The sequence below is a fragment of the Dactylosporangium vinaceum genome, assembly GCF_019904175.1.
Classification (GTDB): Bacteria; Actinomycetota; Actinomycetes; order Mycobacteriales; family Micromonosporaceae; genus Dactylosporangium; species Dactylosporangium vinaceum.
In genome coordinates this window covers 10,897,684-10,910,291 of record NZ_CP061913.1, presented here as the reverse complement: position 1 = coordinate 10,910,291, position 12,608 = coordinate 10,897,684, and the positions used below count along the sequence as shown (strand labels likewise).

Below are 12,608 nucleotides of genomic sequence, written 5' to 3'. Positions count from 1 at the left end.
CACTTCCTCGACGGGCTTGCCGGTCTTGGCGGCGCCTCATACCTGACCCGTACGAGGAGGCGGGGAACAGCCATGACGACCCCTCCTACGCCCGACGGACACTGCCCTCCGCCGGTTGCCACGTCTGCATCGCCCCTCATGTCCGTATGGCTCATGCCTCATGAGTCGCGATCGTCAGGGCGCAAGCAGCCCCCAGGACGCGACCCACGGCACCAGCAGAACCGCCGCACCGACGGCCATCCCCAGACGCACGCGGCCACGCCGGCTGCGGCCCGATCGCCACCACGAGACCGCCGCTGTGATGCCCGCCGCGGCGGTACCGATGGTGAGCAGCTCCAGCGCCAACCACGGGATAGGGCGACCGAGCACCACCGGGCCGATGACCTTGCCGGCGGAGGCGAGCAGGAACATGAGGTACCCGACAGTGCCCACCATGGCCACCGGCCCCACGACCGCCAGCGTCCGCACCGGCCACACCGCGCCGGTACGCCCCTCCCGCCGCCGGATCGGCGCAACCAGGAACCCGGCGAGCAGCAGCACCGTCATGACCGTCAACGCGACCGGCCGGTGGTACCACGGCGCCGCGACGACCGGATCGGCCGCCGAGTCCGAGGCCGGGGCGACTGTCACCTCGGAGATGCGGCCGGACTCGATCCAGGCCGTCTCGACGGCTCCATAGTCGTCGGGCATCTCCGGCTGCCGGTCGAAGCCCTCGGCCCTGGTGGTGTGCAGATTGTGGTTCGTCCCCGGCACGATTCGGCTCTGGTACCGCGAGTTGCCCCCCGCCACCAGCGCGTCTCCGATGATCTGCCGACTCTGTGCGGGCACGCTGTCGCGGTCGAGCTCGCCCCACTCGGCCAGGACCGGCTGCCGCACCCGCCGCCACTGCGGTACCCCGTCGAAGTCGTCCTCGGGGAAGAGGCCGGCCGCGATGGCAGCGGGCAGGACGTCCATGCGCAGCGCCCGGGACACCGCGTCGGCGACTCCCGCGTGGCGGAGGTACTGGTCGTATCCCCACGCGGTCTGGGCGGCCGGAGTGGTCCCGACCGCGCCGACCGTGATCAGGAACTTCACGTCGTCCGAGCGGTTGGCGGCGATCGGTGCGACCCACGCTCCTTCCGACAGGGCCCACATGCCCAGCTGCGCGGGGTCGACGTCCGGCCTGGAGCGCAGGAGTTGCAGGCCCGCGAGTGCGTCGTCGGCCAGCACCGAGTAGTCGCGGTGCAGCAGCGAGTATCCCTCCGTGCGCTTGTCGTAGATCAGCGTGACGATTCCGCGGCGGGCGAACACCTCCGCCTCCGTCCGCAGATAGTCACGTCCGCGGTTGCCCGCGCCCTCGAGCATCACCATCGCCGGATGGCGACCGTTGGCGCCGGGCGGGGTGCGCACGGTGCCGTGCAGGACCACGCCGCCGCTGCCGGTGAACGTGACATCGGCGCTGGTTGTGTCGCCGGCCTCCGCGTGCGCTGGATTGACCGGGATCAGCGTCGCCATGCAGCCGACCACCAGGGCCGCGGCCGCTTTCCACATTCGTCGCATCGAGGCTCCTCGTCGTTGGTGTCGGCGTCGAGGATGGTTGCTGGGGTGGGTGCGGGCCCAGGGTGCAGGCACCTGAATCCAATCGGGGTGCAGGCACCCTGGTTCACGACCGAGCCGCCGCCTACCTTCGAGGCGTGACGGGGAGAATCAAGGCGCACCTTGACGATGTGCGATCGCTTGCGTTCGGGGCGGTGCTGGGCCTGGCCGCACCGCCGTTGCTGGTGCTGTTCCTGCTGTCAGGTCCGCTGAGCCTCGTCGGTGGGCTCGGCCTCCTGCTCCTGGCCGGTGTGATCCTGGCGGCGCGCGGGCTCGCGGACGTGCAGCACCGTCGGTTCGGGACAACCCGATGGAGGACTGTCGACATCTATGTGGAGCCGCCGAGATTCGGTTTCGCCTGGCTGCGCACGGCCGTGAAGGATCCCCAGACCTGGCGGGATCTGGCCTGGGTGCTCGCCCAGTTCCCCCTCGGCGTCGGCTCGCTCGTCGTCGTGGTGGGCGGATGGCTGAGCGCGATCCAGTTCGTCGCCGCCCCGATGCTCCTGGTGCTGCTGCCGAAGCCGACCTCGTTCGACCCGGCCGTGCTGGAGCTGACCGGGCGATCCGGGCCGCTGACCTGGGTGCTCGTGCCGGTCGGCATCGGGCTGGTGCTGGTGCTGCCCTGGGTTGCGCGGCGCCTGGTCGGATGGCAGGGGCTCCTGGCGGTCAGCCTGCTCGAGCGCCGGCGGCAGAATCTGGAGGCGCGGCTGGCGTGGGTGACGACGAGCCGTACCAGCGCCGTCGACGCGTCGGCGGCCGAACTGCAGCGCATCGAGCGCGACCTGCACGACGGCGCCCAGGCCCGGCTCGTCTCGGTCTCGATGAGCCTCGGGATGGCGGAGCACGTCATCGACACCAATGTGGACAGTGCGAAGGTACTGCTGGCGGAGGCGCGGGCCGACACCGCGACGGCGCTGACCGAGCTGCGAAACCTGGTGCGCGGCATCCACCCGCCGGTGCTGGCCGACCGCGGCCTGGGCGCGGCGATCGAGGCGCTGCGGCTGACGAGCCGGCTACCGGTGGATCTGGACCTGCGGCTGGAGCGGCGGCTGAAGCTGGCGGTGGAGTCCGCGGCGTACTTCGTGATCGCCGAGTCGCTCGTCAACGCCCTCAAGCACAGCGGCGCACAACGGATCGGCATCCGCGTGGTCGACCTCGGTGAGCGGCTGGCGATCGACGTGTCGGACGACGGGTGCGGCGGTGCCGACCCGGCGCGCGGCACCGGGTTGCAGGGCATCCAGCGGCGGCTGTCAGCGTTCGACGGCAGCCTGTCCGTCTCAAGTCCGCTCGGCGGCCCGACCGTCCTGACGATGGAGTTGTCGTGCGGATCCTGATCGCGGAGGATCAGGCCCTCCTGCGGGACGGGATGAGTCGGATGCTCACCGCGTTCGGGTTTGAGGTCGTGGAGACATTGGCCTCGGGGGAGGGGTTGGCTGAGAAGCTCGTTGCGGTAAGGCCCGATGTGTCGGTCATCGATGTCCGGCTGCCGCCGACGTTCACGCACGAAGGGGTGCGGGCTGCACTGGCGGCGCGGCGGATTGTGGCGGGGTTGCCGGTGTTGGTGTTGTCGCAGTACGTGGAGCGGATGTATGCACGGGAGCTGCTGTCGGACAGCGCGGGCGCGGTTGGGTATCTGCTGAAGGATCGGGTTGGCGAGGTTGCGCAGTTCGCCGAGGCGGTGCGGCAGGTGGCGAGCGGGGGGACCGTCATGGACCCCGAGGTCGTGGGACAGCTGCTTGACGGGCGGGCCGAGTTTGACGGGTTGACGCCGCGCGAGCTGGATGTGCTGCGGCTGATGGCGCTCGGGCGGTCCAACGCGGCGATCGCGGAGGAGCTGATGCTTGCCGAGAAGTCGGTCAGCAATCAGATCAACTCGGTGTTCTCCAAGTTCGGGTTGCCGCCTGGAGCGCACCAGCAGGATCGGCGTGTGGCGGCGGTGCTGCGATATCTGGATCGGATCTCGGCTAACCCACCGGACCCCTTGGAGTAGGGCATGGTCGATGTTGGTATGCCTGCACGTTCGGGGCCGCGGTCGGGCCTAAGGGTTGTAGTGGTCATTGGTGCGGGGCGCTGAGCTCGGTTGCCGTGGTTGGTGTTGGTCCGGGTAGCGGTGGGCTGGTGATTGTGGTTTTGGTGTTGTTGTTGTTGTTGGTGGCGGCGGCTGGGGGCGTCGACTTCGTAGATGCCGTCCTGGATGTCGCACGCCGCGGCCGGTGATCAGGGCGGCGGCTGAAAGTACGTCGTCGGGACGCTGGCGAATTGGGGTGCCGAGCTGACGCCGGGCGGGGACATGCCGGATGTCGGGGCGGGGCTGCGGTGGTGCGCTGGGTGGGTGGAGGGGCGGGATGGGTTTCCGCTGGGCAAGGGGGCGACACGCCGGAGTGGTGTTCGGGGGTTGGCGGTGGGGTGGCTTAGCGTCACGGATTGTGAGCAGGCGGGGGATTGCTGGGATGGCGGGGTTTGCGGTCGCGGCTGTCGGGGCGTTCGTGGTCGTTGATCGTGGCGGGGGGACTGAGCGGTTTGCGGATCTGCCCGGTGGGGTTGATGTGCGGCTGGTGGGGCGGTTCACGCCGGTGCAGGTGGAGCGGCTCGGGCAGTTGCCTGAGGCGGCGGCGGTTGAGTGCGATGACACGCTCTATGACGTCGGCATCGCTACCGGGCGGTTGAATCTCGGCCAGGTGACGGTGTTGACGGCGGTCAAGAGTGCTGGATTGCAGCGGGCGGCGTTGGTGCAGGGGCGGGGGGTGCAGGGTGATGCTGAGATGTTGGCGGTTGATGGGCGGGGGTTGCGGCTTGGGGAGCGGGTGACCGTTACCCGGGGCGGGCGGGGAGTGGCCGGGACCGTGGTGGGAGTTGTCGCTCGGCCCTCGGGGCAGCCGGATGCGGTTGCCTTGCTGCCTGCGGCGGCTATGGCGCGGCTCGACGGGCGCAGTGGGTGTGGGGAAGTGGTGGTGCAGCTCAAGCGGCGCAGTCAGGCCACGGCGTTTCAGCGGGCGGCGCGGGGAGTTGTCGGTAGGGATTCCGTTGTGACCTATGACGAATCGCTGCGGGGGCATGTCTGAGCGCCTACTCAGAAGTCCTGTGCGTAACCCCGGCGACTGTCGCGCAGACGGCCCGGCCATCTGAGTCGGCGCAGCGGACAGGACTTCCGGCAAGGTCCTGAGCGGGCGGTGCCGTGGACGTCGCGGGTGGACTCCGTGGTGCTTGTGTGGGAGAGGAGCGGGGGTCGGGAGTTGAGGGGGACGGTGGGTCAGGACTTGGTGCCGGACCAGGTCATGGAGAGGGCTGTGGCGGCCCGTTCGGCTCGGATCTCCATGGCGGTGCCCAGGATCACCGCTCGGTCGTCCACCACCAGGGTGTCGTCCACTGTGTACGTCAGCCGCGTGCTGACGAACACCGCAGTGTTCGCCGGTTCGTGGAGGTGGGGGCGGGAGGTGGCGTCCAGAAGGCCGGGGCTGATGGTTTCCGTGGCCCGCGCGACCGGGATGCCGGCCGCCGCCAAGGCTGTGTACAGGGCGGTCGTCGTGAAGTCCACCTCCAGCAGCGGGGCGGCGAAGGGCGACGGGACCCAGGAGACCTGGTGGACCGATGGGCGCCCGGCGAACTCGCGGACGCGCTCCAGGCGCAGCGCACCGTCGCCGAAGCGGGGGGAGGAGGCCAGGGTTACCGCGATGACGGTGGTGCGGACCGGGAAGCCCTGGTCGCGCAGGTCGTCGGTCAGGCTGCGCAGGGAGCCCAGGCGATACGCCAGGTGCGGCGGGGAGACGAACGTGCCGCGGCCCGGCTGCTGGACGATCAGGCCCTCGTCGCTCAGCTGGCGCAGGGCCTGGCGGAGGGTCATGAGGGTCACGCCGTACGCGGTGCTGAGGTCGCGCTGGGACGGCAGGGCCTCGCCCGGGGAGTAGGCGCCGGTCCGGATCTTCCGGGCCAGGTCGGCGGCGATGTGGCGGTAGCGGGGTTCGCCGTCGCGGGGCACGTGGATCATCCTCCTGACATCGCCGTCCTCAGGGCCCGGACGTAGTCGGCGGCCTCGTCCGGGCCGGCGCCGTCCAGGATTCGGCGCATGAGGGCCGCGCCCACGACGGCGCCGTCGGCGAGTGACGCGGCCTCGGCCGCCTGCTCGGGCGTCGAGATGCCGAATCCTAGCAATACCGGCAGATCGGTCCGCTGCTTGAGGCGGGCGGCCAGGGTCGCGGCGGAGGCGGCCAGCTCGGTGCGCTCGCCGGTGGTACCCATGACCGTCACGGCGTAGACGAAGTGGCGGCTCTGACGGGCGATCTCGGCCAGGCGGGCGTCGGGCGTGGCGGGGGAGGCCAGCAGGATCAGGTCGATGTGCTCGGCCACCTCCGCGCACTCCTCCAGCGGCAGGTCGGGGACGATGAGCGCGGTGAATCCGGCCTTGCGCAGGCGGGAGCAGAACTCGGCCGCCCCGGCCCGGATGACGAGGTTGGCGTAGGTCGAAGCGACGAGCGGTACCCCCACTGCAACCGCTTCCAGGTCTTGCAGGATGCGGTCCAGTGTCGCTCCGCGGGACAGGGCGACGGCGGTGGCCTCCTGGATCGTCGTGCCGTCCAGGGTGGGGTCGGAGAACGGGAGCCCGACCTCGATGTAGGAGGCGCCGGCGGCGGCGAAGGCCGGCAGGTACGCGGTCCAGTCGGGCGTGATGCCCGCCGTGATGTACGGCATCAGCAGTTTCACAGCGCCCCCTTCAGCGATCCCAGGTCCTTGTCGCCGCGGCCCGACAGCGTCACCATGACCGTCGACCCGGGCGGGAGCTCGCCGCGCATGATCCAGGCCAGGGCGTGCGCGGACTCGAGGGCGGCGATGATGCCCTCGGTGCGGGCCAGCCGGACGGCCGCCGCCACCACCTCGTCGTCGGTGACCGTGACATAGCGCGCGCGGCCCAGGTCCCGCAGGTGGACGTGCTCGGGGCCGATGCCCGGGTAGTCGAGGCCGGCCGCGATGGAGTGGGCCTCCGTGACCTGGCCGTCGTCGTCCTGGAGGAACATCGAGCGCACTCCGTGGAGTACCCCCAACCGGCCCTTGCTCGCACCGGCACCGCCGTCGGCCTCCACGCCGATGAGCCGGGCCGGCGTGTCGACGAAGCCGGCGAACGTGCCGGCGGCGTTGGACCCGCCGCCCACGCAGGCGACGACGTAGTCGGGGACCGCCGCGGGCAGCTCGGTGGCGCACTGGCGGCGGGCCTCGTCGCCGATGACGCGCTGGAACTCGCGGACCATCCACGGGTACGGCGCCGGGCCCAGCACGGAGCCCATGCAGTAGTGCGCGGTGTCGACCGCGCCGACCCAGTGGCGCATCGCCTCGCTCGTCGCGTCCTTCAGCGTCTGCGCGCCGCTCGTCACCGGCACGATCTGCGCGCCGAGCATGCGCATGCGGAAGACGTTGAGCTCCTGGCGCTCGATGTCCTTCGCGCCCATGAACACAGTCGCCTGGAGGCCGAACAGCGCGGCGGCGGTCGCCGTGGCCACGCCGTGCTGGCCCGCGCCGGTCTCGGCGATCAGGTGGGTGCGGCCCATGCGCTTGGCCAGCATCGCCTGGCCGAGCACGTTGTTGATTTTGTGAGAGCCGGTGTGGGTCAGGTCCTCGCGCTTGAGCAGCACTGTCAGGCCGAGCTCGGCGGAGAGCCGGATGGCCGGGGTGAGCGGGGTGGGGCGCCCGGCGTACGTGGCCAGCAGGCGGTCGAGCTGCCCGCGGAACCCGGGGTCGGCCCACGCCTCGCGGAACGCCTCCTCGACCTCGCGGCACGCGCCGATCAGGGACTCCGGGATATAGCGTCCGCCGTACTCCCCGAAGCGTCCCGACGCCCCCGGGTCGCCCATGAGCGGGCCCCGGACGACGTCGCGGCGCGGGCGGATCAGCAACTCGGGCACGACAACCTCCTACTGTTCTAGAACTGTCGACTGTTCTAGAACTGTGGCACGAACGGGCGCCGCTGTCCAGACTGTTCGCGTGGGGCTTCTTGAATACGATGCGAGGGCGGCGACAGCGTTCGTGGCCGGACGGCACCTCGACGACGACGGGCTGGCCGCCTGGCGCGAGCGGATCCGGCACCATCTGCCGCTCGACGAACGGGCCGTCCTGCTCGACCTCGGCGCCGGCACCGGTCACTGGATGGCGGCATTCCGGCGGTGGTACCCCTTCATCGTCATCGGCGTCGAACCGTCCCCGGCCATGCGCGAAGCCGCCGCCGAGCCGCTCCTCGCCGGCGACGCGGCCGCCATTCCCCTGGCCGCGAACAGCGTCGACGCCGTCTGGCTCTCGACGGTCGTCCACCACATTCCCGACCGGCCCGCCGCGGCCGCCGAGATCCGCCGCGTCCTGCGCCCCGGCGGCCGCGTGCTGATCCGTTCGGCCTTCGCGGGCCGCCTGGACCGCATCTCGCTCTTCCACTACTTCCCGGAGGCGGCGACCGCGCTCGACGCCCGTTACCCCTCGGCGGCGTCGATCGCCGCTGACTTCGGTACCGCCGGATTCCGCACGATCGCGCTCGAACCCGTCCCGCAGGTGACCGCACCGACGCTCGGCGGGTTCGTGGAGCACCTCGACCGCGCCGCCCACACGCCGCTGATGCTCATCGACGACGCGGCCTACGAGCGCGGCCTGGCCCGCCTGCGCGCCGCCGACCCGACCCAGCCCGCCGTCGACGCGCTGGACCTTCTCGTGCTGCGGGCATGCACCGAGCAGCCCTGGGTAGCCTGACTCGCATGGCCAACCGTCTCGCCGGCGCGACCTCGCCCTACCTGCAGCAGCACAAGGACAACCCGGTCGACTGGTGGCAGTGGTCGCTCGAGGCGTTCGCGGAGGCGCGGCGGCGGGACGTGCCGGTGCTCATCTCGGTCGGGTACGCGGCCTGCCACTGGTGTCAGTGACCCGCAAACCTACAAGCCTGCATCCGCCAACGGCAGAGCAGAACAAGGTGCGTCAAGCCGTGCTCGACGTCGACGACGTGAGACCGCACCCGCCAACAAGCCATGGCATCGCCCGCATGAAGAGATCTAGGCGGACGCCTGGCAATGGGCTTTACTGAGTCAGTGCCATTTGGTCGGGCGGCTGAGGGCGCGGCCGCTCGGGTGACTGACGATCGGCGGCAACTGGGCGGCACGGAGAGCGGCCTCGCGGATGTGAAAGACGCCCGCACCGGGGATTGACCGGAACCGGGGCTGATTGGAGGGCGGCAGGGCGACATAGATCCCTCGGCCAGGGGTGATCTTCTGCACCGATCGGATAGCTGGCAGCAGGTCGGAGTCGGCGCTGATCAACAGCGAGATGTCTCCGACGCCGAGGGCGGCATCCTCGACCATCGCCACACCAAGGGCGACGTCGGTCTCCTTCTCCTCGTAGCTTTGGTAGATCGCCGGGCAGGTGCACTGAAAGTCCTGACGGCATACCTTGCACCGCCCGATGGTCTTGATCTTGAAACGGCCAACGTGCGCATCAACCAGCACGCCGTTGTGCGCATTGAGGGCATCAAGGTAGGTGGTTTGGTTCGCAGCGGCCGCTGGCTCATCCTTGACGATGGCGGTGAAGTAGCGGACAACCGCGACCTGATCGCCGGGGCGGAGTTGACGGACGAGCTCGACGACATCGAGCCACATGTATTTGCGACGATATGTCGACTTCATGCCGTAGTAGAGGTTGAAGCCATCGATGTAGGCAGCGACCATGGCCACTCTCATTCACCCTTCTGTAGGTGCGCCGAGTCGCCGTCTGGCGGATGGCAGGGGTCGGCGTGTGCACCAGGAGTGCGCTGCCGACTTCAGGGGTGTAGACTTCGGGGTACAACGGCGAGAGATACGCCGAGGACGGCCCCCTAGGGGGCCGTTTTTTTGGGCATAGACGCTGCAAGCTCCGTGGGTCAGGTGCTCCGGGGTGGCAGGCTCTTGCTCGGACGCCACTTACGCCTTGCGACGGAAGGACGGCGCGGCGACCGCCCGATCAGCCTCTCTGAAGCCTACGGGGCGACCAGCATGCGGTCCGGCCCAAGGCGCTTGTTGTACTCGGTAACGATATTGCCGGCCAGCGGCGTTGAGCGAGACGATGATCCGCCGCCAGCGGTGGTTGCGCCGATTGCATTGGCCTTCCAACGAGTGACGGGAGCTTTCTCAAGGGTCCTGACCAGCCGCTTGTCATCGACTTTGTCCCAATTGCCGACTAGGACCATGCCAAGTGCGCGCAGCATCATGTTGTCCCAGGTGCCAGCGTCACGGCCCCAGGAGCTCTCCGCCACGGTCAACACTCGGGCGATCAGTCCGCTACGTCGGGAACCGAGGTGCATCAGCGCTTGCACCGCTCCAACACGGTTGGTGGAAGTGCCGTTTGATACTTCGAGACCTACGCTGCGGACCTCTGCGTCGACCTGGATGGCGAGCGGATCATGTGCGGTGATCATGACGCGGAAGTTGTCATAGGGCTTGACCGGCTTACGGTCCCGGTTGGCGGCGAGAAACAGCTTGGCCTCCATCTCGGTTGTAAGTCCCTTGTAGACCATGCAGTCGCGCAGGAAGTCCGGGCCCTCGATGCGTCGGGCGACCTCATTACTGTGCTGGCCGTCGAGAACGTAGTCGCCATCCACTCGGCGAGACACCGTAGCCACCAGCAGAAGGTTCGGGTCCCAGATCTTCTCCAGCTTGTTGGCCCACTCGGGCTGGAAGATCCGCTGGGCGTCAAGGCTGCTGTCCACCTTCAGCTGTGAGACGGGAATCGCCTCGTAGAACTTCTCGACCTTGTGTGTCGATGCAGCGACAGGCATTGCTACTCCTCCGGGCGGGGCTACCTGAACTCTAAGCGAGAATATCTTCGCCTGTCCAGCTTTTTCGCTCCCTCGGATTTTTCGCTCTCCTCAGATCCTCGCCGCCGCGATATTTTCGCCGATCCTAGGCCTTGTTCTCGGCCGCAGCCGATCCGCTGGCGGTATGAGAGGGTTGGTGCATGAACCGGCTTGGGAGTGCGACTTCGCCGTACCTCCTCCAGCACGCCAACAATCCTGTGGATTGGTGGCCCTGGGGAGGTGATGCCTTTGCGGAAGCCAAGCGGCGAGACGTCCCGATTCTGATCTCTATCGGGTATGCGTCTTGCCACTGGTAGCTTCCGCAACTCAATTTGGTGTCACGTCATGGCCCACGAGTCGTTCGAGCACGAGGGCGTCGCCGGGGTCGTCAACGCGCTCACCGTGCCGATCAAGGTCGACCGGGAGGAGCGGCCCGACGTCGACGCCGTGTACATGACGGCGACGCAGGCCATGACCGGGCAGGGCGGCTGGCCGATGACGGTGTTCGCGACGCCCGACGGGGAGCCGTTCTACTGCGGGACCTACTTCCCGCGGGAGGCGTTCGTGCGGCTGGTCGAGGCGGTCGCGGCGGCCTGGCGCGAGCAGCGGGAGGGGGTGCTGCAGCAGAGCGCGGCAGTGGTCGACGCGATCCGCAAGGTCTCCGAGCGACCCCCGTCGAACCCCATGGATGAGGGGGTACTCGACCAGGCCGCCGCCACCCTGATGGCGTCCTACGACGCGGAGCACGGCGGGTTCGGCGGGGCGCCGAAGTTTCCGCCGCACATGGCGCTGCTGTTCCTGCTCCGGCACTACCAGCGCACCCGCGACGAGGCCGTGATCCAGGCGGTGCGGCACACGTGCGAGCGGATGGCCCGCGGCGGCATGTACGACCAGCTCGCCGGCGGGTTCGCCCGCTACGCCGTCGACGGCACCTGGACCGTCCCCCACTTCGAGAAGATGCTTTACGACAACGCGATGCTCCTGCGCGTCTACACGCACCTTGACCGGATCGCCGGCAGCGACACCGGCCGGCGCGTCGCGCGGGAGGTCGTCGCGTTCCTCGCCCAGGAGCTGCACGACGGGCACGGCTTCATCTCCGCGCTCGACGCCGACGCGGACGGCGAGGAGGGGCTCACGTACGTCTGGACGCCCGCCCAGCTCGACGAAGTCCTCGGCGAGATCGACGGGGCGTGGGCGCGGTACCTGCTCCAGGTCACCCCCGAAGGCACGTTCGAGCACGGCGCGTCGGTCCTGCAGCTGCCCGAGGACCCGGGCAACGTGGAGCGCTGGCAGGGCATCCGGACCCGCCTGCTCGCCGCCCGCGCGAAACGCCCGCAGCCGGCCCGCGACGGCAAGGTCGTCGCGGCCTGGAACGGGCTCGCGATCACGGCACTCGTCGAGTTCGGGAAGGCGTACAACGACGCGGACGCGATCGCGCTTGCCGTCGAGACCGCGTCGTTCCTGGCCGACACCCACCTCGTCGACGGCCGCCTGCGCCGCGTCTCCCGCGACGGCGTGGTGGGCGAGCCGGCCGGCGTGCTCGAGGACTACGGCGCGGTCGCCGAGGCGTTCTGCGCGGTCCACCAGGCAACCGGCGACGGCCGCTGGCTCAGCCTGGCCAAGCAGCTGCTGGACGTGGCCCTGGAGCACTTCCGCGACCCCGACTCCGGCGGCTTCTTCGACACCGCCGACGACGCCGAGACGCTGGTGGCCCGCCCGGCCGACATCACCGACAACGCGACGCCGTCGGGGCTGTCCGCGGTGTCGGCGGCGCTCGTGACGTACTCGGCTCTCACCGCCGACACCTCCTACCGCGAGGCCGCCCTGCTCGCCCTGGCCACGGTGTCGGCGGTGGCCGCCACGCACGGCCGTTTCACCGGGTACGCGGCCGCGGCGGGGGAGGCGCTGCTCTCGGGCCCGTTCGAGATCGCGATCGCCACGGCCGACGTGGCCGATCCGCTCGTGGCCGCGGCGTGGTGGCACGCACCGCCCGGTGCCGTGGTGGTCGCGGGCTCGCCGGACCGGCCGGGCGTGCCGCTGCTGGAGGCCCGTCCGCTGCGCGATGGGGTCGCCACGGCGTACGTGTGCCGCGGGTTCGTGTGCGATGCGCCCGTGACGGCGCTCGAGGATCTGGTGGCGAAGCTGGGCTAGAGTCCCGCCTTGACGCCGGTCTCTCGGTCGACGTCAAGGCTGGTCATGAGGCTGGTCACGAAATATCCGGCTCGTTCCTCGCCTGATATTTCGG

The 12,608-nt window shown here is 69.7% G+C and carries 10 protein-coding genes and 2 pseudogenes; 6 read left to right on the top strand and 6 right to left on the bottom strand.

The window, feature by feature from the left end; translation table 11 throughout:
• Positions 1-174: 174 nt before the first annotated feature.
• Positions 175-1,539: an alpha/beta hydrolase family protein gene (locus tag Dvina_RS49015; RefSeq protein ID WP_223098806.1), complete on the bottom strand. Its 1,365-nt coding sequence runs from the start codon at positions 1,537-1,539 to the stop codon at positions 175-177.
• 134 nt (positions 1,540-1,673) lie between these two features.
• On the opposite strand from Dvina_RS49015, the gene Dvina_RS49010 reads away from it, so the two are divergent.
• From Dvina_RS49010 to Dvina_RS49000, 3 genes are all read left to right on the top strand, one after another.
• Complete coding sequence (locus Dvina_RS49010) at positions 1,674-2,909, top strand: sensor histidine kinase (protein WP_223098805.1); 1,236 nt, start codon at positions 1,674-1,676, stop codon at positions 2,907-2,909.
• A complete protein-coding gene (locus tag Dvina_RS49005; protein WP_223098804.1) occupies positions 2,897-3,565 on the top strand; it encodes a response regulator transcription factor in 669 nt (222 codons plus the stop codon). The genes Dvina_RS49010 and Dvina_RS49005 overlap by 13 nt, the downstream gene beginning before the upstream one ends.
• Positions 3,566-4,025: 460 nt before the next feature.
• Positions 4,026-4,637, top strand: coding sequence for a hypothetical protein (locus tag Dvina_RS49000; protein ID WP_223098803.1), 612 nt, complete (start codon positions 4,026-4,028; stop codon positions 4,635-4,637).
• Positions 4,638-4,825: 188 nt separating this feature from the next.
• Here the strand turns inward: Dvina_RS49000 and Dvina_RS48995 are convergent, their stop codons facing one another.
• The 3 genes from Dvina_RS48995 to trpB are packed head-to-tail and all read right to left on the bottom strand — an operon-like array spanning position 4,826 to position 7,415.
• On the bottom strand, positions 4,826-5,560 hold the full coding sequence (locus tag Dvina_RS48995; RefSeq protein ID WP_223098802.1) for a GntR family transcriptional regulator: 735 nt from the start codon (positions 5,558-5,560) through the stop codon (positions 4,826-4,828).
• Positions 5,557-6,273, bottom strand: coding sequence for a tryptophan synthase subunit alpha (gene trpA / locus Dvina_RS48990; protein WP_223098801.1), 717 nt, complete (start codon positions 6,271-6,273; stop codon positions 5,557-5,559). The genes Dvina_RS48995 and trpA overlap by 4 nt, the downstream gene beginning before the upstream one ends.
• A complete protein-coding gene (trpB, locus tag Dvina_RS48985) occupies positions 6,270-7,415 on the bottom strand; it encodes a tryptophan synthase subunit beta (RefSeq protein WP_223106150.1) in 1,146 nt (381 codons plus the stop codon). The genes trpA and trpB overlap by 4 nt, the downstream gene beginning before the upstream one ends.
• 130 nt (positions 7,416-7,545) lie before the next feature.
• Between trpB and Dvina_RS48980 the strand changes: the two genes are divergently transcribed.
• Both Dvina_RS48980 and Dvina_RS48975 read left to right on the top strand, forming a co-directional pair.
• The gene (locus Dvina_RS48980; RefSeq protein ID WP_223098800.1) at positions 7,546-8,295 is read left to right on the top strand and encodes a class I SAM-dependent methyltransferase; all 750 of its coding nucleotides are present in this window, start codon (positions 7,546-7,548) and stop codon (positions 8,293-8,295) included.
• 5 nt (positions 8,296-8,300) lie between these two features.
• Positions 8,301-8,459: pseudogene (locus Dvina_RS48975) on the top strand (DUF255 domain-containing protein); the annotation flags it as partial.
• Between the two features lie 165 nt (positions 8,460-8,624).
• Here the strand turns inward: Dvina_RS48975 and Dvina_RS48970 are convergent.
• Entirely contained in the window at positions 8,625-9,260 is a 636-nt protein-coding gene (locus Dvina_RS48970; RefSeq protein ID WP_223098798.1) for an NYN domain-containing protein, read from the bottom strand.
• A gap of 287 nt (positions 9,261-9,547) precedes the next feature.
• Entirely contained in the window at positions 9,548-10,345 is a 798-nt protein-coding gene (locus Dvina_RS48965; RefSeq protein ID WP_223098797.1) for a DUF6551 family protein, read from the bottom strand.
• A gap of 179 nt (positions 10,346-10,524) precedes the next feature.
• Here Dvina_RS48965 and Dvina_RS48960 point away from each other — a divergent pair.
• A pseudogene (locus tag Dvina_RS48960) lies at positions 10,525-12,514 on the top strand (thioredoxin domain-containing protein).
• Positions 12,515-12,608: the final 94 nt, after the last annotated feature.